This is a genomic window from Hyphomonas sp. GM-8P, assembly GCF_003263315.1.
In the GTDB taxonomy this organism is placed as follows: Bacteria; Pseudomonadota; Alphaproteobacteria; order Caulobacterales; family Hyphomonadaceae; genus Hyphomonas.
On sequence record NZ_AWFE01000056.1, the window covers coordinates 57,606 to 78,665 of the forward strand.

A 21,060-nucleotide genomic window follows, 5' to 3' on the forward strand; every position below is an offset into this window, starting at 1 on the left:
TAATACGAAACGCCGGACCTTTGCGGGTCCGGCGTTTTTCTTTGAGCCTAATCTGCCATGTCCAGCAGGGCTTCGGCGATCTGCACGGCATTCAGTGCCGCACCCTTGCGGAGATTGTCGCCAACCACGAACAGGACAAGGCCATTGTCCAGCGCGCTGTCCTTGCGGATACGCCCGACACTGACATTGTCCTTGCCCGTCATTTCCAGCGGGTTCGGCACCAGGTCCACCTGCACGCCCGGCGCCTTCCTCAGCATGGTTTCGGCTTCTTCTGCCGACACCGACCGGTCGAACTCGGCATGGATCGACAGGCTGTGCCCGGTCATCACCGGCACGCGCACGCAGGTGCCGGAGACTTTCAGGTCCGGAAGCCCCATGATCTTGCGGCTCTCGTCGCGCAGCTTCAGTTCCTCGTCAGTGTATCCGTCTTCCCCCAGAACATAGTTCATCGGCACCACGTTGAAGGCGAGCGGCACGGCCCATTTCTTCGGTGCCGGGAAGTCCACCGCCGCCGGATTGTCGACAAGGCCGGCCATGTCCCCAGCGGCCGCTGCCGCCACCTGCGCGGTCAGCTCTTCCGATCCGGCCACCCCTGCCCCGGAAGCGGCCTGGTAGGTCGAGGCAAAGAGGCGCGTCAGCCCCCAGGCATCGTGGAGCGGCTTCAGCACAGGCATCGCCGCCATGGTCGTGCAATTCGGGTTGGCGACGATGCCTTTCGGGATGTTCGCGAGCGCATGTGCGTTCACCTCCGGCACGACCAGCGGCACATCCGGATCCTTCCGCCAGGCGGAGGAATTGTCGATCACGATCGCGCCGGCTTCCGCGAATTTCGGCGCATACTTGCGCGAGGTTTCTCCGCCCGCCGAGAAGAAGACGATGTCGAGCCCGGACACATCCGCCGCGGCAACGTCCTCCACCACGATCTCGGTGTCACGAAACGGGACTTTCCTGCCAGCGGAACGCGCCGAGGCGAACAGGCGCAGCGAGGCGAGCGGGAAGTCCCGCTCAGCCAGCAGCTCGCGCATAAGGCTGCCGACGAGGCCGGTCGCGCCGACAACGCCGACACAGGGAGGATTGGATCTTGAGAAACGGGGTGACATGGCATTCTCCGGTTGGGGAGCCTTCAGAGCGGGAGAGCCGTGTCAGGGAATGGCCGTCCCGCGCCTGGGCGGGACGTTGGTGAGGGTGGCTGGTTTCAGATCGCACACACCCGCAACGTCCCGCAAAGGCGGGTCGTTTTCGGGGTAATAATAATCTGTTTCTTCAGCATGGGCGGCTGAATACGGCCACGGCCATCAGAAGTAAAGCGCTTTGACGCGCTTACCCCCGCAGGATGAGCACGGAGCAATTGGCATGCAGCGCCGTCTGAGAGGCGTGCGACCCGAACAGATGATCGGTCAGGCGCGGATGATGCGTTGCCATCACAACGAAATCCACGCCGTGCTTCTTGATCACTTTCTGGATCGTCTCGTTCACAGCCTCATGGCTTTCGAACAAGGGCGTGATGGCAATGCCGAGCCGCTCTGCTTCTGACGCGACAAAGGCTTCGAAATCCGGCTTCAGCGCTTCAGGCATTTCCGTCAGGTGCGTGCCGAGCGGATTCGTGACGGTAAGGATCGACACGCTTGCCCCGGACGGCCGCGCAAGAAACACGGCAGATTCCACCGCCAGCTGCGAAGCCTCCCGGTGCCGCATGTCCACGGGGACAAGAATTTGCGTGATCGGAAAGGGTGGCCTGGTCGGGTCAGTCATGAAAGTCTCCTCCCGGCCAGCCTAACGGCCCCGGCCCGGTTTGTCAGGCGTATGACCTGCCGCACCAGGAAAGGCGTGATATGGTCCGGAAAAACGATCCTGAAGGGGGATATCCATGAAGACGCTGATCCCGTTCATCCTGCTCATCTGCGGCCTCGGGCTCGCAGGCTTTGTCTGGTACGGAAACAAGCGCGCAGCGGAGGTGTCGGACGAGCAACGTGTGCTGGACGCCGTGCTTGAACAGCAAGAAGAGGCACGCGCAGCACAGGAACGCGCGAACACTCTGATGGCGGAAATCCTGCCCGCCCCGCCCGCCTGCGATGGCCTGACGACCGCGACCGTCTTCAGCCTTTGCGAGATGGAGCCGTATCAGGGCGAGGACTGGCCTGATCTGGCCGCCACAACCTCCCCGAAAGAACGCGCCTGCCTGCTGGACACGTTCCATCAGACGAACGCGCATGCCTATGACATCCGGGGCGAATCCTATGACGGCGTAGATCCTGACAGCAACCGGATGGGACGGTTCGTGTCAGACCTCTGCTCCGCCGCCCTCTGGACGGATGGCATCGACTATGGCGACACCGAAAAATCCCTCAGCGACCTGATCGCCGGCTACTACGCCAACCGCGCCGAATCTCGCGTGAAACCGGCGCAGTCTTACTAAGGCGGAGGCATATATTTCAAAAACAGCCCGCCTCATTGCTGAGGCGGGCTTCCTTTTCCGGGCGGCAGGGGTGCAGGGGTTCGCCGGTGCGGCCCGTTGGAGGTTCAGGCTGACGGGTTGCTATTGGTTCTGGCGTTCCTTCACACCTTCCTCGTCGGCGAGGGCGCGGTCTTGCTCATTGAATTCAATCTCGGCCTCTTCGCCCTTGCCATAGGCGCGGGATTTCTTGGCGAGCGCCGACATGCTGTCCTGCATGCTGCCCTGCCCGACGGCCATGGTCTTGCGCGCATCCATGCCGATGCTCTCGGCATCATCGAAGCTCGCGAATTCGGCGCCGAGGAAGACAACTTCCCAGCCCTTGGCTTCGGCCCGTTCCAGAACGGCCTTCGCGCCGTCTTTCGTCAGTTCACGTGAGGAATTTTCAAGGCCATCGGTCATGATCACGATGACGGCCTTTTCCGGCTTGTCGGCTTCGGCAAGGTTCACCATTCGGCCGATCGCATCGAACAGGGGCGTCATGCCGCGCGGGCTGGCTTCGTCATCGGTGACATTGTGCCAGTCTTCGGCCTTCACGCTGTCGCGCAGTACGTCGAACTGCATGCCGTCCTGATAATCGAAGATGGCGAGCGTGACATCGGTTTGGATATCCTCGCCGTCGATTTCGCCTTCGTCGGCCTCGCCAACGCTGGCGGCATAGGCGTTGACCGAGCCAAGCGCTTCTTCCCAGATGTCGGACATGGAGCCCGTCCGGTCGAGCAGGATATAGGAATGTACCGCCCCCGGATCTTCTGGTGGTGTCGGTGGAACCTTGGCGTTGGCTCCGCCTGCCAGCGCAATTGCAGCGGCTCCGAGTGTAAGTTTGGCGATGAAGGATTTCATCTTGGCGTCCCTTCCAGTTGGTGGCCGGAACCGCCGGCCTTGTGCGTCTCAAGCCCCCACGGCCCGATTGAGATTAAAGTTCAATCAGGATTGGGGCACGTTCGTGGCGGCTTGTTGCCGTTTGGAAGGTAAAAGGCCCGCCGGGATGCCGGCGGGCCTTCCAGTCTGAACATGTGTTCAGTTTCGGCTTATTTCTTCCGCATGAAGAAGCCTTTGCGCTTCTGGCCGGTCCGCTCCTGGACATCGGCTTCGCCGGCCTCTTCCCGGTCCATTTCGTCGAACTCGACCGGCGCGCTCGCGGCCGACGCGTAATAGGCCTGGCTCTTGCGGGCGAGCCGGGTCATCGATTCCGACATCCGTCCACGGCCCATGGCCATGGTCTTGCGCGCGGAGATGCCGACCGCGTCGGCGTCGGAGAAGTTCGCAAACTCCGCGCCGAGGAAGACGACTTCCCAGCCGCGTTTCTCTGCCCGGTCGAGCGCAGCTTTCACACCGGCCTTCGTCACTTCGCGGGAGGCGTTCTCCTCTCCATCGGTCATGATGACGATGACGGCCTTTTCCGGATTGTCGGCCTCCGCCATGGAAATCAGACGCGCGATGGCATCGAACAGGGGCGTCATGCCGCGGGGGCTCGCTTCCTTGTCGGTGACGGACTGCCAGCCATCCGGCTGGACGCTGCGGCGCAGCACGTCGAATTGCAGGCCGTCCTGCGCGTCAAACACGGCAAGCGTGATCTGAGGCACGACGTCCCCGGCCTGACCGGCGATGCTGGCGGCATAGGCATTCACCGAGCTCAACGCCTCGTCCCAGATGGGAGACATCGAGCCGGTGCGGTCGAGAAGAATATAGGAGTGTATTTTGGCCTGGGTGTCTGTCTGGGCCATGGGAGTCCCTCCTCTGCTGGCCCCCCGGCCCGTCAGCCGAGATGGGGAGAGGATCTGCCCGCACAAGTGAGAAAATAAAAAAGACCGGGAGGCGCGCACGCTCCCGGTCTCTTGTTTTTGGTCCGCACCCGGCCAAAGCCGGCCGCTATGAACGGTGTATACATGGTGTTCTTCATTGCCTTTGCAGGCCGATGATCAGGCAAATTGCGGCGCGATGCGCAGGTTCCGGACCCAGCCGATTTTCTCCATCGCAAGCAGGATCGTCCCGTTATAATCGACGATCCGGTTCCACATGCCCTTGCGCGGACGGTGCAGCGCGCTGGTCGGCTCGGAATGGTGATGGTCGTGGAAGGCCTCGCCGCCGGTCAGGAGACCGATCAGGTGATCTGCCCAGATTGGCGTTTTCAGGTGGCCCAGCACGTTGATGCCGTAGACGGTCGCATGGAACTGGATCGCCCGGCCGATCACCACGCTGGCATGGATCAGCGCCGTCAGCAGCAGGGATCCGCCCGCCGCCCAGACGATCAGATAGATCGCCGCCGGAATGACGAGGTGCACCACAAGGCTGATTTCATTGTAGAAACGGTCCATCCAGACGATGACTGGCTGGTTCTTCAGCCACATGGCCAGCGGGCGCTGGGTGTCTTTTTCGTCGCGCCACAGGATCCAGCCGACCCAGGCCCAGCGCTTGGATTCGAACGGGTTGTGCGGGTCGCCCGGCTTGTCGGAGAAGCGGTGATGCTGGGAGTGATAGTTCACCCAGTCCTTCACATTGCCCTGCATGGCGATGACCAGATTGATCATGGTCAGCACCTGTCCCGGCACGGCGAGTTCCCCTGCCCGGTGCTGCAGGATGCGGTGCAACGGTCCGATCCCGGCATTGCAGACGAAGATCGTGAAGGCGGTCACGGCGAACGCGATCAGCAGGTACCACCAGTGGAAAGTGAGATGGCTGAGGAAAATACCCAGTAGAACCATGGTCACGAACAGCGCAACACCCAGGACGGGATAGCCGATAGCCGAGAAAAAGCTGGCAAAATTGAAGGTCTTCCAGTTCTTCGGGATCGCAATGGAGCGCGGCAGGGTCATTCAGTTCCTCCAGATGACAAGCAGATTCCCGCTGGATTAGTTTCCGTCCGGCAGGCTGGCCCATCCTTAAGGAGTACGCCGCCCCCGTAAAGATGAAACAGGCGTCACGTATGCGTTATTCTGCTTGCGCTGCCGCCGCACTTTGGGGCTCAGCCGGTGCGGGTGCCAGATGGGGGTGCCAGATGGGGGTGCCAGATGGGGGTGACTGGGGCGCGGGGATTCGGATAGACAAACCGGGTGCCGGGGCGCGTTCGCGCCATGCGAACGGGGTCAGAACTTCATGGCGGATGAACGTCTCCTGCAGGCGATCCAGCAGCTTGAGGAACTTGGGGTCGACTTCGAGTCGAGCCAGGATGAAAGCGAAGTCCGCACGCTGTGCGACCTGACGCCGGACTGTCGCGATGGCGGGGAAAGCTCGCTGGTTCTCAATCCACGGCTCGGCACGTTTGGATGCCCGAATTGCGGTTCCGAAGGCAGTTTCACAGGGCTGATCCGCCTGAAAGAAGAGGTCCGCCGCCAACGTGTAAAGCAACTGCAACCCCTTCCCTTGGAAGCCGAGCTGATCCGGGAAGATGAAGCTCCGGTCCCGGCGGTGCGTCCTGTCGTTCAGGATGCCGACTTTACGCCGGCGCCTGCCAAGGTGAGCCGGAACCTTGCGAAACACGAGGCAAAGGTCAAAACCCTCAGCGAGGCGGACAAGCTGGAAGTACGTTTCCCGCACCTCAAACCCAAGGAAAAGAAGCCCTTCAACGGAGAGAAGTTCATCATCTCCCTCCTGGCACTGGTCTTCCTGTCGGCGGGGCTGGCCGCCGCGGCCCTCTCCGGTTTTGCGAACTACCAGGCTTTTTCGACTTCGGTCGCCGATCCGATCCAGTCGGGCATCTGGGGCTGGACCGGCGTCATCGCGGCCGTCATCTCTTTTGGCGGCTTCACCTTCTTCTACTGGCACACGGCCAATCACCGCATGAAGGAAGGCTGGCGCGCGCTGATCTTCGCTCTCGCCGGCATGGGCACCTCCATCATCGGCACCGAGCGCTATATCGCGGCGAACAATACGGCCGCCGCAGAAGAAATCGTGCGCGCGGATGCCAACCGCAGCGTGCTGGAATCCCAGATCGCCGACTGGCGCCGCCAGCTGGAAGGCATTCCGCCGGAAACCCGGTCTGTCGAAGGGCTGGAAGCCTATCTCTCTGAAGTGGAACGCGTTGGGCGCACGGAGCAGAAACCCTATCGCGATGCCCAAAACGAACTGGGCCTCGCCAAACGCCGCGACGAGCTGCAGACAAAGATCGAAGCGGCCAATGCCGAACTGCTGGGACAAGGGAATGGCAACCTGCTGACCGAGGCCCAGACCCGCACCAATTTCCCCTCCTGGTTCTTCGCCCTGATGCTGGAGGTTTTCTCCAGCCAGGGCACATCGATTGGACTGGTCGCCCTGCTGATCCTCTACGGGCGCCGCAGGTCCGGTTAACTCAAATCCTTGTTTTATTAACTATAATTGGCAGTTTTTTTGGAACGCTCAGGCCGTGGCGGGCATAAGCTCTTGCGAAGTCCCAATACTGGTGCTTCTCCATCTTACCTGCTCATTGGGTCAGTTCAGAAAGAACTGGCCCATTTTTTTGCGTCTTTTTCCGGGCGGGCTGCGATGCAAACGGCAAAGGCCCGTGTTTGACTTGCAATCGGCGCGCTCCGCCTCATAGTCGCGCTCGGGAGGAAGCCTGGCAGTGTAGTGAAGACTACAGGCCTGTAGCAACTTTCCGTCGTGTCTGGATCTGTGACGAGGAGGCGTTCTGCCCCCATGAACCTGTTTTTCCGGCTCCTCCGGATCATGCTCTCGGCCTGGTTTTCAAAGACGAAAACCCACATCCTGGATGTGCACACGATCCGCTCTGCCGTCTGGCTCGGCGACCATGACCCGATGGGACACATGACCAATTCCCGCTACGCCTCGTTTACCGATCTCGGCATCATGAATTTCATGTTCCGGACCGGCACGATGAAAGCGTTCCGGTCACGCGGCTGGGTGCCGATCATCCAGCATGAAGCGCTGACCTATTTTCGCTCCATGAAGTTTCCCCAGAAATTCGAACTGCAGACCCGTATGGTCGGCTGGGACGGCGCCTATATGTGTTTCCGGCATACCTTCATTTCGAAGGGCCGCACGGTCGCCACCAGCCGCATGATCGCGCGGCTCAAAGGGCGCGGGAAAGAAAGGGTCACAGCAGACATGGCACTGGAAGCAATCGGAATGCCCATGGACAGCCCGCCCCTGGAAAAGCCATTCCTTGATGCGATTGCCGAGCTGAGGGCCGAACGGGCGTCCCACGCATGAGCCTGCCGCTGATCATAGATTGCGATCCCGGGGTCGATGACGCCGTTATGCTGATGATGGCGCTGGCGAGCGACACGCTCGACGTGCGCGCCATTACGACCGTTGCCGGAAACGTGCCGCTGGCGCTGACCAGCCGCAATGCCCGCATGATGTGCCAGTTGATGGGCCGGGTGGACGTGCCGGTCTATGCGGGTTGCCCTGCCCCGATCCTGCGCGCGCCTGTCACAGCAGAGGACTTTCACGGCGAAAGCGGCATCGCTGGCCTCGACCCGTTCGAGCCTGACATGCCACTCGCCGACGGCCATGCGGTGACCTTCCTCGTCGATACGCTGAAAGCGGCTGACCCCCGCGAATACACGCTCGTCGTGACCGGCCCGATGACCAATATCGCCGCTGCCCTGATCCTAGATCCGTCCATTGCGCAGGGCATTTCCCGCCTTGTCCTGATGGCCGGCGCGGACAGCGAGGGCGGCAACATCACGCCCTTCTCCGAGTTTAACGTCTTCGCCGATCCGCACGCGGCGGCCATCGTGTTCAAATCGGGCATCCGCGCGACCGTGATGAGCCTCGATGTCACCCACACCGTGCGGGCCGAACTGCCGCGTATCGAGCGGCTGAAAACCATTCCGACCGAGCGCGCCCAGATCATGGTGCAGCTGCTGGAAGCCGGCAACGAGCTGGAAGGCCGGTGGAAGGAAGGCCGCAAATCGCCCATGCACGACCCCTCCACGGTCGCCTTCCTGCTGGCGCCGCACCTGTTCGATGTGAAGTCGACACATGTCAGCATCGTGACCGAGGAAGGCGAACGCTTCGGCCAGACCTGTCTCGCCGCCGCGCCGGGCGGCCCGCACGACTGGGTGACAGGCGCCGATGCGGATGGCTTCTTCGACCTCATCATCTCGCTGATGGAGCGCGCATGATTACCGTCGTCGGTTCGATCAATCTCGACATTGTCGGCACCGGCCCCGCCCTGCCCCGGCCGGGCGAAACGGTCGGCGGCGCGCGGTTAGCCCGCCATCCCGGCGGCAAGGGCGCGAACCAGGCCCTGGCCGCCCGGCGCCTTGGCGCAGAGGTCCGTCTGGTCGCGGCCGTCGGCGCCGATGACATGGCCGACGAAGCGCTGAAACTGTTGCAGGATGGCGGTGTCGACCTTTCCGAAGTTGCGCATGTGAATGGCGAGACAACGGGCGTGGCACTGATCGCCGTCGATGCACGGTCAGGCGAAAACCTGATCGTCGTCTGTCCCGGCGCGAACCATGTTCTGCGCCCGGATGACGTCGCGCACCTGCCGATCGAACACATGATGGGCGTGCTGGAAGTGCCTGTGCCGGCCCTGCTGGCGGCGGTAAAGAAGGCGACGGGTTTCGTCAGCCTGAACCTCGCCCCCGCCCTGCCCGTGCCGGACGAATTGTTGGCCGAAGCGGATCTCATCTCCGTCAACGAGACTGAGGCAGAGGTCTATGGCGACCGGCTGAAAGCCTCCGGCGCGTTGGTCGCTGTGTCCCTCGGCGCGGAGGGCGCGGTGCTTTACAAGGACGGGCAGGAAATCGCCCGGGCCGCGCCGCCAAAGGTAGAGGTGGTCGACACGGTCGGCGCCGGGGACACGTTCACGGCCGCGCTGACGGTGGCCCTGATTGAGGGCATGTCTCCGCAGGAGGCGCTCGCCTTCGCCGTCACCGCCGGGGCGCTCGCCTGCACAAAGCCCGGCGCCCAGCCGAGCCTGCCGCATCGCCGCGACGTCGATGCGCTTGCCCTTAGCGGGAAATGACGCCAACAGTCGGGTAACCCTTTCCCGCCCCGTTCCCTGCCGGAGACCTGCCATGCGCCGCCTGCTGCTCAGCCTCGCCCTTGCCGCTCTTGCGGCCTCGCCTGCCCACGCCTGGGGCAAGACCGGCCACCGCGTCGTCGCCGCCATTGGAGACGAATATCTGAGCGATGAGGCCGCCGCAGCGGTGAAAGAGATCCTCGGCGCGGAGAGCATGGCAGAGGCTTCCGACTGGCCGGATTTCATGCGCTCCGACTCGTCTGACTTCTGGCGCCGCGAGGCAAATCCCTGGCACTATGTCACCATCCCGGAAGGCGAGGTCTATGCGGACATCACCCCGCCGCCGGAGGGCAACGCGATCACGGCGCTCGAACATTTCCGCGCCATCGCCATCGATGAGACCCAGCCGCTGGAACAGCGCCAGCTGGCGCTCCGCTTCATCATCCACCTTGTCGGTGATCTGCAGCAGCCGCTGCATGCCGGCAACGGCACAGATCGGGGCGCGAACCTCTTCACCTGCTACTTCTTTGAAGAGCGGACCAATTTGCACGAAGTCTGGGACGAGCTGCTGATCAACAATCAGGAACTCTCCTACACCGAATGGACCGATTGGCTGACCGCCAAGATCACCGCTGAGGATGTGCTCGTCTGGTCTGCCGCAACGCCGGGCCAGTGGGCCGACGAGAGCGCGGCCATCCGTGACCAGATCTATCCGGACAGCCAGATCCTCTCCTACGACTATGTCTACAAGACCCGCGGTTTCCTGCGCCAACAACTGTCGAAGGGGGGCGTACGGCTGGCAGCGTATCTGAACGAGATGTTCGCTGACGAAACGGTAGCACAGGCGGAATAAAAACCGTCTGCAGCTGTTTGTCCATTGGCAGGTGATCGACGGAAGCCTTCGTTGCAACAGATTCACCGTCTGCGACAGGCCAACTCGGATCCGTCCTATTCGTATGAAGCCTCAAGCCAGCAAATGAAGCGCGCGATCTTCCGTACCCGGACCCGCTCCGGAAGGCAGAGCACGCTGTAGGAGAGTCCCCGCAACTGGATGTCCGGCCGGAAAGGCGTCAGCAGCCCGCGCGCCACCAGATCCCCCGCAAGCAGGTTGCTGATGAGCGCCAACCCCTGCCCGGCGATCGCGCATTGTGCAACATGGTGCTCCTGCTCAAACTGCCGCAGCTCGGGCTTGTCATCGGCTGACGCAGCCGCAATCCACGCTTCGGGCGTTATGGGCGGCAGGCCCGGTTGTTCCCACTCGGTGCTCAGGATTGTTGCGCCATTCAAGCGCCCGCCAAGCGCCGCGACCATGTTCGGCGCCCCATAGAGGCCGATCCGCTCCGGCGGCAGCGCGCACGCCAGCAAAGGCCCTTCATCGACGCCGTACCGGATCGCCAGATCGATCCGCCGGTCTCGCGCAAGATCCACAGGTACCGTGCCGGTTTCGAGCCTCAAGCGGATATCGGGATGCGCCGCGTGAAACGCCTCCATTCGCGGCACAAGCCAGAGTGCAGCGAAGGCCGGGGTGGTCGTTACGGTCAGTTCGTGTTCGGTGGCATGAACCTCGCTCAGCGCGTCGGCGATCTCGGTGAAGGCGGAGGCCAGCCGCTCAGACAGCCGCCGCCCGGTCTCGGTCAGATGCACCGCGCGCGTCTCGCGCACGAAGAGCTGTACGTCGAGCGCCTGTTCCAGCCCGCGAATGTGGTGCGACACGGCGGTCGGCGACACCGAAAGTTCGCCTGCGGCGTCCTTGAAGCTCCCGAGACGGGCAGCAGCATCGAACGCGCGCAGCGAGATGAGGGAAGGCATGGCACGGAGCATACCCCCTCATACATGAGCCTAACTTCATCATCAAAGAAGTTTTCGAATTGGAATTTCTCTCTCGGCAAAGACAAGATCGCATGAAACTGAGCGATAGGTAGTGATCGATTGAATCAATAGATGACTCTTTCTCATGCATTGGTCCAAAACATGTCTTTGTAGAACGGCCCCGTGAATGAAAAATATAGCCCTTGAGAACCGGCGACATGCCTCAGAACCAGGAGAATTCACATGGCCACCATTCTGCATATCGATGCAAGCGCCCGCCCCGGCCGCTCGGACGAAACACAGTTCGGCTCGCATAGCCGGCGTCTGAGCGCAAAATTTGTCGAGGCCTGGCGCACAATCCGGCCGCACGACACGATCCTCTACCGCGATGTTGGACAGACCCCTCCGGCGCCGGTGACCGGTCGCTGGATTCATTCCGCCTTCACACCGGCCGATCAGCGGGAGGCCTGGATGCACGAGGTGTTGGCCGAAAGCGATACGCTTGTCGATGAATTGCTGAACGCCGACGTAATCGTCGCCGGGGTGCCGATGTACAATTTCGGCGTTCCGGCTCAGTTCAAGGCCTATATCGACAACATCGTGCGCGTCGGCAGGACCTTCGGCTTTGACCGCAGCCGCGATGGCGAACCCTATTGGCCGATGGTGCCCGCAAGCAAACAACTGGTCGTTCTCTCCTCGCGCGGCGATTTCGGGTACGAGCCCGGCGAGCGGCTTGAAAAAAGCAACCATGTCGAGCCCGGCGTGCGGACACCCTTCGCCTATATCGGTATCACGCAGATGCACTCAATCGCCGTGGAGTACGACGAGTTCGCCGACGAGCGTCTGCAGACTTCGCTCGCCAAGGCGGAACAGTCGATCGACGCGCTGGTTGCGCGTCTCACGGCGGCACGGCAAGCAGCCTGAAATACGGGCCGACGTAATCCGTCCCCTTCAATCGGGAAAGAACACGATGGCCGCCTCCCACGAGTTGCCCAATCTTGATGCCTTGATGGAGCGCGCGCTCGAATTGGCGACCGAACGCGCAATCGCAGGCGCCGCACCGTTCGCTGCGCTCGTTGTCGACGCAAACGGATCTGTTGTCGGAGAGGGTGTGAACCGCGTTGTCGCCTGTAGCGATCCGACGGCTCATGCGGAGATCGAAGCACTTCGCGATGCATCGGCCAGACTCGGACGGACGAGCCTTCGAGGTCATGCCGTGATCGCATCGGGTGAGCCTTGCGCCATGTGCGCCATGGCGCTTCGCAATGCGGGCGTGGATGTCGTGTATTTCGCGATGAGCCGCGACCAGGCGGCTATGGCCGGTTACGATTACCGGTCCAGCTACCACGTTCTCGATGAAGCCGCACTTGAGCGCGATATTGGATTTCGTCATCGCCCGGTGCCGGGAACTGAGGCCATGCTAGCGCGATGGCCTGCTTGAACGCCCCCCCCTCAGCTGGCGCGGTTTATGCGGCGGCGCTGGACGCTGGAGGGGATGTTCAGGCTTTCGCGGTATTTTGCAACCGTGCGGCGGGCAATTTCGACGCCATAGCCGGTCAGGATTTCCACAATCTGATCGTCGGAGAGCACGTCTTCCGGGTCTTCCTTCTCGATCAGCTGCTTGATCCGGTAGCGGACGGCTTCGGCGGAATGCGCCTCCCCGCCCCCGGTTGCCGGAATGGCCGCGGAGAAGAAGTATTTCAGCTCGAACAGGCCGCGCGGCGTCGACATGTATTTGTTGGTCGTCACGCGGGAGACCGTCGACTCATGCATCTCGATCGCGTCGGCCACCTGTTTCAGGTTCAGCGGCTTCAGGTGCGCGACACCGTGCGCAAAGAAGGCATCCTGCTGGCGCACGATTTCGCTTGCGACTTTCAGGATGGTGCGGGCGCGCTGGTCCAGCGACTTGATCAGCCAGCTGGCGGAAGCGGCGCATTCGGAGATGAATTCCTTCTCCTGGTCGCGCATCTTCAGCGCCGAGACTTCGGCATAATAGGCCTTGTCCATCAGCACGCGGGGTAGCGTGTCGGAATTCAGTTCGACGGCGAACATGCCGTTCGGCAGCTCACGCACATACACGTCCGGTTGGACGGCGATGGTCGTGTCGGAGGAGTAGCCAGAGCCCGGCTTCGGCGAGAGCTGGCGCAGCTCCGCCATCATGTCCATCAGGTCTTCCTTGCCGACGCCACAGCGGTCCGACAGGGTTTTCAAATCATGCTTGGCGACGAGCGCGAGGTTCTCGATCATCGCTTCCATGGCCGGGTCATAGCGGCCGCGCTCTTTCAGCTGCAGCGCCAGGCATTCCGGAATGGAGCGGGCCATGACGCCCGTTGGCTCAAAGCCCTGGCAAACATGCAGCACGGCTTCGACATTCGCCTCGTCGGCGCCGAGATCCCTGGCGACTTCTTCGACGGTCGTGCGGAGATAGCCGCCATCATCGGTCTCGTCGATCAGGCGCGCTGCGATCAGGCGGTCAGCCGCGGAAAGACCGGCCAGCTGGAGCTGGTCGTGCAGGTGCTGGTTCAGCGTGATATTGGATGAGGTGTTGGACGCCACATCGAAATCGTCGCTGGCAGGCCCTGCCCCGACGCCGGACCAGTCGGCCTTGGCGGAGGGACCGGAGACACCGGCCGGCATCGCATTGTCGGAGCCCGTGCCCGGCTCGTAGACGTCCTCACCCGGGGCATCCAGCTGTTCGCGCGCCTCGCCCATGCCGGAGCGGTCGTCGAGCGACATCTCTTCCCGGCGGGCCGGCTCGCGGCCTTCGGCGGGGCCGTCATTGTCTTCAGCTTTCTGGAGCAGCGGATTACGCTCGATCTCTGCTTCGACGAACTCGGCAAGTTCCTGATTGGAAAGCTGCAGCAGCTTGATCGCCTGCTGCAGTTGCGGCGTCATAACCAGGGATGTCCCCTGGCGCATGTCGAGTGATTGTTTCATGGCCATAAGCCGCGCCCCCTGAGATCAAGCGGCGAACTGTTCACCCAGATAGACCCTGCGCACGTCCTCATTCTTCAGCACGCTGTCCGGCGAGCCGTTGAAAAGCACTTCACCATCATACATCACATAGGCCCGGTCGACGATCTGGAGCGTCTCGCGCACCTGGTGGTCCGTAATCAGGACGCCCAGGCCACGCTGCTTCAAGTAGCGGACAAGGTCGGAAATGTCGGAAATGGCAAGCGGGTCGATACCGGTGAACGGTTCGTCCAGTAGCATGAAGCTTGGACGCGATGCGAGCGCGCGGGCAATCTCGACACGGCGGCGTTCGCCCCCCGACAGGGAGGTGGCGGCCTGGTGGCGCAGATGTTCCACGTGCAGTTCGCTGAGCAGGCTATCGACCTGTGCCATGCGGGCGGCGCGGTCTTTTTCGACCAGTTCCGCCACAGCCAACACGTTTTCTTCCACCGTCATGCCCCGGAAAATGGAGGCTTCCTGCGGAAGATAGCCCACGCCGAGGCGTGCGCGCTGATACATTGGAAGACGGGTTACATCCTCGCCATCGATCGAGATTTCCCCGGAATCGACGCCGATGAGGCCCATGATCATATAAAAGCAGGTCGTCTTGCCGGCCCCGTTGGGTCCAAGCAGGCCAACAACTTCCCCGCGCTGAAGAGAAAGCGAGACATCCCGCACGACCTGTCGCTTGCCAAATGACTTGGCAATATTCTTAACGACAAGGCCTTCGGCCGGCTCGGTCATCTTTCTCCGGAATCCCTTTCAGTGCGGGCGTTTGTTGCCCGGAACGACTGATACCTTCACATGCTTAAGATCGGTTTCACGATCCTTTTGAAATTTACCCATTCGATCCGGTTTCGGAATCCGGGTCGATCATCATGCGCGTGCGGCCATCGCCGCCATCCAATGTGGTGCGCCGGTTCGTGATCTCAAGCTTGAGCACTTCCCCTTCTGCCACATCGCGTCCGCGCATCAGGGCGACGTTGCCCGTCATGGTGATCGTATCGGTGGTGGCGACATAGACCCCCTGGTCGCCCTTCGCCTTCAATTCGGGCGTGACATAGAAGACATCACCTTCGGCCGTCATCGACTCGATCTGGCCGAAACTGCCGCCCACAGTACTGGTTGCACCACCTTCCTTGCTGGCGAAGACCATGGTGACCTGGTCGGCGCGCAGGCGGGCATCGCCCTGCTGGATGTCGACATTGCCGATCAGCAGGACCTTGCGTTCCCGCTCCAGGCTCTCGGTGCGGTCGGAATTGATGTAGATCGGCCCGCCTTCAGACGAGATCTGGGCGTGGGCCGGCACAGCGAACGCCGCAAACAAGCCCGCCAGCAGGGCGCCGAGAATCCTAGTTCGAGCCATCCGTATCACCTTCACCCGTCGTTTCCGTTTCAGTCGGCGCCTCTTCTGCGGGCGCCGGATATATGACTGTGCGCACATTGCCTGCGCAGACAATGCGGTTGCCGTCTTCCAGAACTTCATACGAGTCGCAGCGGATGTCGCCAAGGGGACCTTTCCCCTGCAGTGGCGACAGGCCCTCGACCCGGCCTTCCCCGACATATACCCGCGCCCCCGTCGACACGAAGGTGTAGCCTGACGCGTCCGTGATGCTGACATCGTCATAAAGTTCCAGAATGCCGGCGGCGCGGTCATACATGCCGGACGGCGCGCTGACCCGGCTGCCGGCCTCGTCAGTGAGGATAGGGGCGACCAGGTCGACCGCCTGGTCTTCCGCGCGGCGGCGGCGCGCGGCATCGGCCGTGATCTGGAAGCTCTGCCCGGTAGAATCCCGCCCTGTGAAGCGCGGGTTCAGCATGGTCACGGACGCATCCTTGGTCACGCTGACCGGCCGGGAATCGCTGGTCAGGGCACTCTTGATGACATGTCCGGCGAAAAACCCGATTGAGACCGCCGCGCAGGCGACGAACAGCATGCGCAGCATCCGCACACGTTCCGATCGCTTGCGGGCCTGCGCCAGCGTCAGCTGGCGGCGCGGGGCCCAGAGCGAGGCGGGATCATGGTGTGTGGCGGCGTCCATGCCGTTGGCGAACCTGTAAGCAACTCAGCTGATTTGTTTAAACGCGATCCTGCCATGACAAAAGCGGCGAAGGCATGACCACCGGTCAGCTATGAGAGAAAATGTCCTGCTCGTCCCAACCAGACAGGTCCAGCCGGGCGCGCATGGGCAGGAAATCGAAGCAGGCCTGCGCCATTTCCAGCCGGCCCTCACGGATCAGCATGGCTTCCAGCCCGGCCTTGATCTGATGCAGGTACAGCACATCGGAGGCGGCATACTGCATCTGCGCGTCGCTGAGCTCCGCGGTGCCCCAGTCGGAGCTTTGCTGCGCCTTGGACAGCTCGACCCCGGCCACTTCGCGGGCGACATCCTTCAGACCGTGGCGGTCTGTGTAGGTGCGGGCCAGTTTCGAGGCGATCTTGGTGCACCAGACCGGCGCGCAGGTGATTCCCATCCAGCGCAGCATCATGGCGATGTCATAGCGGCCGTAGTGGAAGATCTTCACGACCTTCGGATCGGTCAGTAGGGTTTTCAGGTTCGGGCAGTCATAATCCCGGCCAAGCTGCACCAGGTGCGCCGTGCCGTCGCCGGACGACAGCTGGACCAGCGTCAGGTGATCCCGGTGGAGGTTGAGGCCCATGGCCTCGCAGTCGATAGCGACGAGGGGGCCGAAGTCGAGCCCGGTCGGCAGGTCGCCCTTATGGAGTGTGATCCCGTTCATGAACGGGCTCTAGCATGAAAGCGGTTAAGGGCAAGTGTGAGCGCTGCCGCGCGGGCAGGTCTTGGCCTGCCCCACCGAGTGGATAGCCTGTTGGACAAGTCCGCGCCCCGGACCATGAACAATCCAATGAAAACACCATGTACAGGAGCCGGAAATGACCGCTGACCAGCTTGCCGCCCTCGCCGCCTCGATGCCTTTTGCGAAGCTGATCGGCTTTGAAGTGGTCGAGGCCGGAAAGGACAGGATCGTCGCGCGGGCGACCGTCCGGGATGATCTCTGCACCGCCGGCGGCATCGCCCATGGCGGCTTCCTGATGACGCTGGCCGACTGCGCGGGGGCGCTGGGCGCCTTTCTGAACCTGCCGGACGGCGCGAAGACGACCACCACGCCCGAGAGCAAGACGAACCTGATCGCGGCGGCGCCTGCCGGCTCCGTCCTCACCGCGACGGCGACGCCGGTCAGCATCGGCCGCCGCCTTCAGGTCTGGCAGACCCGGATCGAACGCGAGGATGGCAAGCTCGTCGCCCTGACCACCCAGAGCCAGATGAACCTCTAGGCAAACCCCAAGCGGGTTACTGTTCACCGTCAGCCCAGCCCAAAGGGGCTGGGCTGCTTGCGGAAGCAGCGGATTCGGGTCAGGTGCCTTCGTAGGCCTCCTCGACCGCATAGACGCCGGACAGCTGCTCGATCAGGCCTGACTGGATCGGTGCGGTCGCTTCGTTGATCGCGGTGACGCCCATGTCGTCACCGACCTGCGTGCGCAGAGGACGCTCGCCCGGCATCTCGACCAGCGCCACAATCCGGTCGGCGACGTTCTGGGCGTCGTTTCCGGAAAGACCTTCCGCGAAAAGCGCCTCGAACATGCCCAGCATCTTGTCCCGCCCCGCGGCATACGGACCGTATGAGTCCAGCGTGACATGTCTGTCCGGGGACGGCGCAGTGCTGACAAGGTCCGTCGCATGACCGCTCGGCTCGACCAGAACCGACTGGATGTTGAACGGGGCGAGCTCGTAGTTCAGGCTTTCCGAATAGGCCTCCATCGCCCATTTCGATGCGCAGTACACCCCGAAATACGGAAGCGCCAGACGCCCGGCGGAGGAGCTGATATTGATCAGCAGCCCTTCCCGGCGTTTGCGCATCGCAGGCAAGGCTGCCTGGCTCATCGTCGCGAGGCCGAACATGTTGACGTCGAAGCACGCCCGGACCTGATCAAGCGAGAAAGCCTCCGTCACGCCCACCGGCATGATGCCGGCATTGTTCACAAGCACGTCCAGCGGGCGTTCCAGTTCGATTTCGGCGGCCACCCGCGTGCAATCATGCTGCGAGGTGACATCGAGCTCCACCACACGCAGGGACTGGCCCGCTTCGGCTGCGGATTTCTGCAGGGCCTGCGCGGCATCGCGGTTCCGGCCGCTGATGTCGCGCATGCCGGCGAACACGTAGTGGCCGCGTGCCGCAAGCGTCTGCGCGGTCAGCAGGCCGATGCCCCGGCTGGCGCCGGTGACAAGGACCGTTTTGGCGGTGAATTGGGTCATGCTTCTACACTCCGGTTTTGAAGACTGATTTGAGAAAGAGGTTGAGGGGGCCGTCATCTCCGGCCGCCTTCATGCGGGTCAGGGCGCCGCTCCAGGCATTGAGGAGCCAGTCGGCGGCTTCTTCCGCGCTCAGATGCGAGAGTCCGATCGCCGACAGGTCTGCTTCCCGCAGGCAGGCAGCGATCTCGGCCGAAAGCCCGGCCCAGTTGTCCTTGAGTTCCGACTGGAATGCCGGAATCTCGTCGGCGAGTTCGGTCGTGAGGTTGCACATCAGGCAGCCCTCACCGAACCCCCTGTGCGCCATATCGGAGCGTGCGCTTTCAAAGAAATTCCTGAGGCGGGCCAGTGGCGCCACGCTCTGGTCGCTCAGAATCTGGCGCGCAAAATCGACCTGCGCTTCGGAATAGCGGTGGGCAACAGCAATGCCGAATGCCTCCTTGCTGTCGAAGTAGTGATAGAAGGAGCCCTTGGCGACGCCGGCTTGCTTCAGCACGTCATTGATGCCGGTTTCGGAGAAACTCTTCTGGCGGAACAATTGCTGGCCGGTCTCGAGAAGTTTCTCCCTCGCGGCATCGTAATTTTCCTGGTTCCTGGTCCGGGCCATCTGGCACCTCCTCTGGCCTGTTGGGTTATTATTAGACCGGTCTGTTTTTAATCGCAATCGGCCAGACCGCCAAACCTGATCAACAGAATGTGAGCGCCCGGAAATCCGGCAGATCAGATCACCGGCGGGATCCTAGCAGGAAGCCTGCTGGCGCGGCGGCATGAAGTCCGACTATGTTTGGCGCCGCAACGGGGTGAATCGAACAAGGATCTGAGGCGCGGATGAACCGGAGACAGATGTTGGGGATGGCCAGCGCAATGCTGGCGCTGGGGCCGCAAGCGATGGCACAGGCAAAAGCGAAGGCCGGTGGAATGCCGCTCCTCCTGCCGCCGCGGCTGAAAGCGGGCGACACGGTCGGCCTGATCGAGCCGGCTTCGGCAACGTGGGAGCCCTTCGCCATTCAGCTGATCGAGGAGGCCCTCGGCAATCTCGGCCTGAAGTCGAAACGGGCGCACAACATTCTGGACCGCGACGGCTATTTCGCTGGCGACGACAAGGCCCGCGCGGACGGCGTGAACCAGATGTTCGGCGATCCGGACGTCAATGCCATCATGAGCGTGCGCGGCGGCTGGGGCACGGCGCGGATCCTGCCGCATCTCGACTTCGACCTGATCGGACTGAACCCGAAGGCGCTGATCGGCTATAGCGACATCACCGCGCTTCACCTCGCCATTCAGGCCAAAACGGGGATGGTGACGTTCCATGGCCCGGTCGGCATATCCGCCTGGGGCAAGCAATCGCTGGAGACGTTCAAGCCGCTGCTGTTCGATGCCGCCACACCCGACTATGTCAACCCGGTCGCGACGGAAGACCGGCTTGTCCAGCGGAAATGGCGTACCCAGACGATCACGCCGGGCACAGCGCGCGGGCGCCTGCTGGGCGGGAACCTCACTGTGATGACGGCGCTGGTCGGCACGCCCTACCTGCCCTCTTTCGACGGGGCGATCCTGTTCTTCGAGGATATCGACGAAGCCGTCTACCGCGTGGACCGGATGCTGACCCAGCTTGGCCAGGCGGGCGTTCTGGGCCGCGTTGCCGGGGTGATTGTCGGTAATTGCACCGATTGCAGCCAGGGCAGCAGCATTGGCGGCTTCACCCTGACCGAAGTGCTGGATCACCATCTGAAGCCGCTCGGCGTGCCCGCCTTTACCGGCGCATTCATCGGCCACCTGACGGACCAGTTCACCGTGCCGGAAGGCGGTCTTGTCGAATTGGATGCGGATACCGGTACGTTCCGCCTTCTCGAACCTGCCGTGCGCTAGAGCGACTTTTTCAGGGCGACCAGCGCGGTGTCCATCGCATTCAGGAAGCGGGAGCGGTCCTGTTTCGTGAAGGGCGCGGCACCCTTGGGCGCGCCCTCGCCAAGACCTGCACGGAGGTCTGCATGGATCGCGCGCACGGCGACCGCATTCCCTATTGAGGCATCGGTAAAGGGCTTGCCATTCGGGCCGAGCACACGCGCGCCTTTCTCCAGCGTCCGCTGGGCGAGGAGAATGTCGGCGGTAATGACGAGGCTTGCCGCCCCCGCCTGCTCCGCGATCCAGTCATCGGCGGCATCGAACCCGTCCGTCACGATCTGGCGGGAGATGAGGCGATGTTCCAGGATGCGGATGTAGGAATTCGCGACGATCACCACCGGCACCTCATGGCGCAGGGCGACGCGGTAGACCTCCTCCTTCACCGGGCAGGCGTCGGCATCGACGAGGACTTGCAGTTCGTTCACATCATGCCTCCGTCAATTGGCAGGCCGAAGCGGATGCGGCCGGTCTGCTCCCATGTGGCGGGGACGGTGATGATATGCTGGGTCATGGCCTGGGCATCCCGGAACTGGCGCTGGAGGGGCGAAGTTTTGAACAGGTCCGCGCCGCCGCCAAGCTCATATAGGTTGCGGCAGATGTCTGCGCCGGTACGGGTGACATATGTACAGGCCAGACGGAGGTCGGCGCGGGCTTCGTCCATTTCGTTTGCACGGGCGGCAAGTTCCGGCAGCAGGGCTTTTGCTGCGGCGACGGGATCTGACTTGTCTGCCTTCTGGCTCATACGCTCCCCTATT

25 protein-coding genes are annotated in these 21,060 nt (G+C 62.5%); 10 read left to right on the plus strand and 15 right to left on the minus strand.

All coding sequences use genetic code 11. The features are described from left to right. Positions 1–47 precede the first annotated feature (47 nt). Positions 48–1,100 (minus strand): aspartate-semialdehyde dehydrogenase, encoded by a 1,053-nt coding sequence (locus HY26_RS04445; RefSeq protein WP_112073020.1) that lies wholly within the window; start codon positions 1,098–1,100, stop codon positions 48–50. Between the two features lie 220 nt (positions 1,101–1,320). After that, positions 1,321–1,752 carry a universal stress protein gene (locus HY26_RS04450; RefSeq protein ID WP_112073021.1) on the minus strand — a complete coding sequence of 144 codons (432 nt, stop codon included), beginning with the start codon at positions 1,750–1,752 and terminating at the stop codon, positions 1,321–1,323. 115 nt (positions 1,753–1,867) lie between these two features. On the opposite strand from HY26_RS04450, the gene HY26_RS04455 reads away from it, so the two are divergent. Next, entirely contained in the window at positions 1,868–2,416 is a 549-nt protein-coding gene (locus HY26_RS04455) for a hypothetical protein (RefSeq protein WP_112073022.1), read from the plus strand. A gap of 120 nt (positions 2,417–2,536) precedes the next feature. Here HY26_RS04455 and HY26_RS04460 read toward each other — a convergent pair whose 3' ends face one another. From HY26_RS04460 to HY26_RS04470, 3 genes are all read right to left on the minus strand, one after another. Next, positions 2,537–3,295, minus strand: a complete 759-nt coding sequence (locus HY26_RS04460) for a vWA domain-containing protein (protein ID WP_112073023.1) — start codon at positions 3,293–3,295, stop codon at positions 2,537–2,539. Between the two features lie 188 nt (positions 3,296–3,483). Beyond that, positions 3,484–4,179, minus strand: a complete 696-nt coding sequence (locus HY26_RS04465; protein ID WP_051599517.1) for a vWA domain-containing protein — start codon at positions 4,177–4,179, stop codon at positions 3,484–3,486. Positions 4,180–4,374: 195 nt separating this feature from the next. Then, positions 4,375–5,268, minus strand: a complete 894-nt coding sequence (locus HY26_RS04470; RefSeq protein WP_034761525.1) for a stearoyl-CoA 9-desaturase — start codon at positions 5,266–5,268, stop codon at positions 4,375–4,377. Positions 5,269–5,548: 280 nt separating this feature from the next. Here HY26_RS04470 and HY26_RS04475 point away from each other — a divergent pair, with 280 nt between their 5' ends. From HY26_RS04475 to HY26_RS04495, 5 genes are all read left to right on the plus strand, one after another. Next, entirely contained in the window at positions 5,549–6,739 is a 1,191-nt protein-coding gene (locus tag HY26_RS04475; RefSeq protein ID WP_112073024.1) for a hypothetical protein, read from the plus strand. A gap of 327 nt (positions 6,740–7,066) precedes the next feature. Next, positions 7,067–7,600, plus strand: coding sequence for a thioesterase family protein (locus HY26_RS04480; RefSeq protein WP_112073025.1), 534 nt, complete (start codon positions 7,067–7,069; stop codon positions 7,598–7,600). After that, a complete protein-coding gene (locus HY26_RS04485; protein WP_112073026.1) occupies positions 7,597–8,520 on the plus strand; it encodes a nucleoside hydrolase in 924 nt (307 codons plus the stop codon). Before HY26_RS04480 ends, HY26_RS04485 begins: the two co-directional genes overlap by 4 nt. After that, positions 8,517–9,368: a ribokinase gene (locus HY26_RS04490; protein WP_112073027.1), complete on the plus strand. Its 852-nt coding sequence runs from the start codon at positions 8,517–8,519 to the stop codon at positions 9,366–9,368. Before HY26_RS04485 ends, HY26_RS04490 begins: the two co-directional genes overlap by 4 nt. 52 nt (positions 9,369–9,420) lie before the next feature. Next, positions 9,421–10,218 carry a S1/P1 nuclease gene (locus HY26_RS04495; RefSeq protein WP_112073028.1) on the plus strand — a complete coding sequence of 266 codons (798 nt, stop codon included), beginning with the start codon at positions 9,421–9,423 and terminating at the stop codon, positions 10,216–10,218. Between the two features lie 95 nt (positions 10,219–10,313). On the opposite strand, the gene HY26_RS04500 is transcribed toward HY26_RS04495, so the two are convergent. Then, the gene (locus HY26_RS04500) at positions 10,314–11,174 is read right to left on the minus strand and encodes a LysR substrate-binding domain-containing protein (protein WP_158531419.1); all 861 of its coding nucleotides are present in this window, start codon (positions 11,172–11,174) and stop codon (positions 10,314–10,316) included. A 243-nt stretch (positions 11,175–11,417) separates the two neighbouring features. On the opposite strand from HY26_RS04500, the gene HY26_RS04505 reads away from it, so the two are divergent. Together HY26_RS04505 and HY26_RS04510 are read left to right on the plus strand one after the other, a co-directional pair. Continuing rightward, positions 11,418–12,098, plus strand: coding sequence for an FMN-dependent NADH-azoreductase (locus tag HY26_RS04505; protein ID WP_112073030.1), 681 nt, complete (start codon positions 11,418–11,420; stop codon positions 12,096–12,098). Between the two features lie 46 nt (positions 12,099–12,144). After that, positions 12,145–12,615, plus strand: a complete 471-nt coding sequence (locus HY26_RS04510; protein ID WP_051599516.1) for a nucleoside deaminase — start codon at positions 12,145–12,147, stop codon at positions 12,613–12,615. A gap of 11 nt (positions 12,616–12,626) precedes the next feature. On the opposite strand, the gene rpoN is transcribed toward HY26_RS04510, so the two are convergent. The 5 genes from rpoN to HY26_RS04535 form a co-directional block, all read right to left on the minus strand. Beyond that, positions 12,627–14,117, minus strand: a complete 1,491-nt coding sequence (gene rpoN / locus HY26_RS04515; RefSeq protein WP_034761497.1) for an RNA polymerase factor sigma-54 — start codon at positions 14,115–14,117, stop codon at positions 12,627–12,629. 18 nt (positions 14,118–14,135) lie between these two features. Then, the gene (gene lptB, locus HY26_RS04520; protein WP_034761495.1) at positions 14,136–14,870 is read right to left on the minus strand and encodes an LPS export ABC transporter ATP-binding protein; all 735 of its coding nucleotides are present in this window, start codon (positions 14,868–14,870) and stop codon (positions 14,136–14,138) included. 94 nt (positions 14,871–14,964) lie between these two features. Next, positions 14,965–15,492 carry an LptA/OstA family protein gene (locus tag HY26_RS04525; protein WP_112073031.1) on the minus strand — a complete coding sequence of 176 codons (528 nt, stop codon included), beginning with the start codon at positions 15,490–15,492 and terminating at the stop codon, positions 14,965–14,967. Continuing rightward, positions 15,479–16,168 carry an LPS export ABC transporter periplasmic protein LptC gene (lptC, locus tag HY26_RS04530; protein ID WP_051599515.1) on the minus strand — a complete coding sequence of 230 codons (690 nt, stop codon included), beginning with the start codon at positions 16,166–16,168 and terminating at the stop codon, positions 15,479–15,481. The genes HY26_RS04525 and lptC overlap by 14 nt, the downstream gene beginning before the upstream one ends. 85 nt (positions 16,169–16,253) lie before the next feature. Then, on the minus strand, positions 16,254–16,868 hold the full coding sequence (locus HY26_RS04535) for a ribonuclease D (protein WP_034761489.1): 615 nt from the start codon (positions 16,866–16,868) through the stop codon (positions 16,254–16,256). A gap of 154 nt (positions 16,869–17,022) precedes the next feature. On the opposite strand from HY26_RS04535, the gene HY26_RS04540 reads away from it, so the two are divergent. Then, on the plus strand, positions 17,023–17,424 hold the full coding sequence (locus tag HY26_RS04540; RefSeq protein WP_034761485.1) for a PaaI family thioesterase: 402 nt from the start codon (positions 17,023–17,025) through the stop codon (positions 17,422–17,424). Positions 17,425–17,503: 79 nt separating this feature from the next. Here HY26_RS04540 and HY26_RS04545 read toward each other — a convergent pair whose 3' ends face one another. Both HY26_RS04545 and HY26_RS04550 read right to left on the minus strand, forming a co-directional pair. After that, positions 17,504–18,403, minus strand: a complete 900-nt coding sequence (locus HY26_RS04545; protein WP_112073032.1) for an SDR family oxidoreductase — start codon at positions 18,401–18,403, stop codon at positions 17,504–17,506. 4 nt (positions 18,404–18,407) lie between these two features. Further along, complete coding sequence (locus HY26_RS04550; RefSeq protein WP_034761473.1) at positions 18,408–19,007, minus strand: TetR/AcrR family transcriptional regulator; 600 nt, start codon at positions 19,005–19,007, stop codon at positions 18,408–18,410. A 245-nt stretch (positions 19,008–19,252) separates the two neighbouring features. Between HY26_RS04550 and HY26_RS04555 the strand changes: the two genes are divergently transcribed. Continuing rightward, positions 19,253–20,269 carry an LD-carboxypeptidase gene (locus HY26_RS04555; protein ID WP_233348569.1) on the plus strand — a complete coding sequence of 339 codons (1,017 nt, stop codon included), beginning with the start codon at positions 19,253–19,255 and terminating at the stop codon, positions 20,267–20,269. Here HY26_RS04555 and HY26_RS04560 read toward each other — a convergent pair. Beyond that, positions 20,266–20,721, minus strand: a complete 456-nt coding sequence (locus HY26_RS04560; protein WP_112073044.1) for a YaiI/YqxD family protein — start codon at positions 20,719–20,721, stop codon at positions 20,266–20,268. The two genes, HY26_RS04555 and HY26_RS04560, sit on opposite strands and share 4 nt — an antisense overlap. Positions 20,722–20,726: 5 nt before the next feature. Further along, positions 20,727–21,047: an acyl-CoA dehydrogenase family protein gene (locus tag HY26_RS04565; RefSeq protein WP_034761471.1), complete on the minus strand. Its 321-nt coding sequence runs from the start codon at positions 21,045–21,047 to the stop codon at positions 20,727–20,729. Between the last annotated feature and the right edge of the window lie 13 nt (positions 21,048–21,060).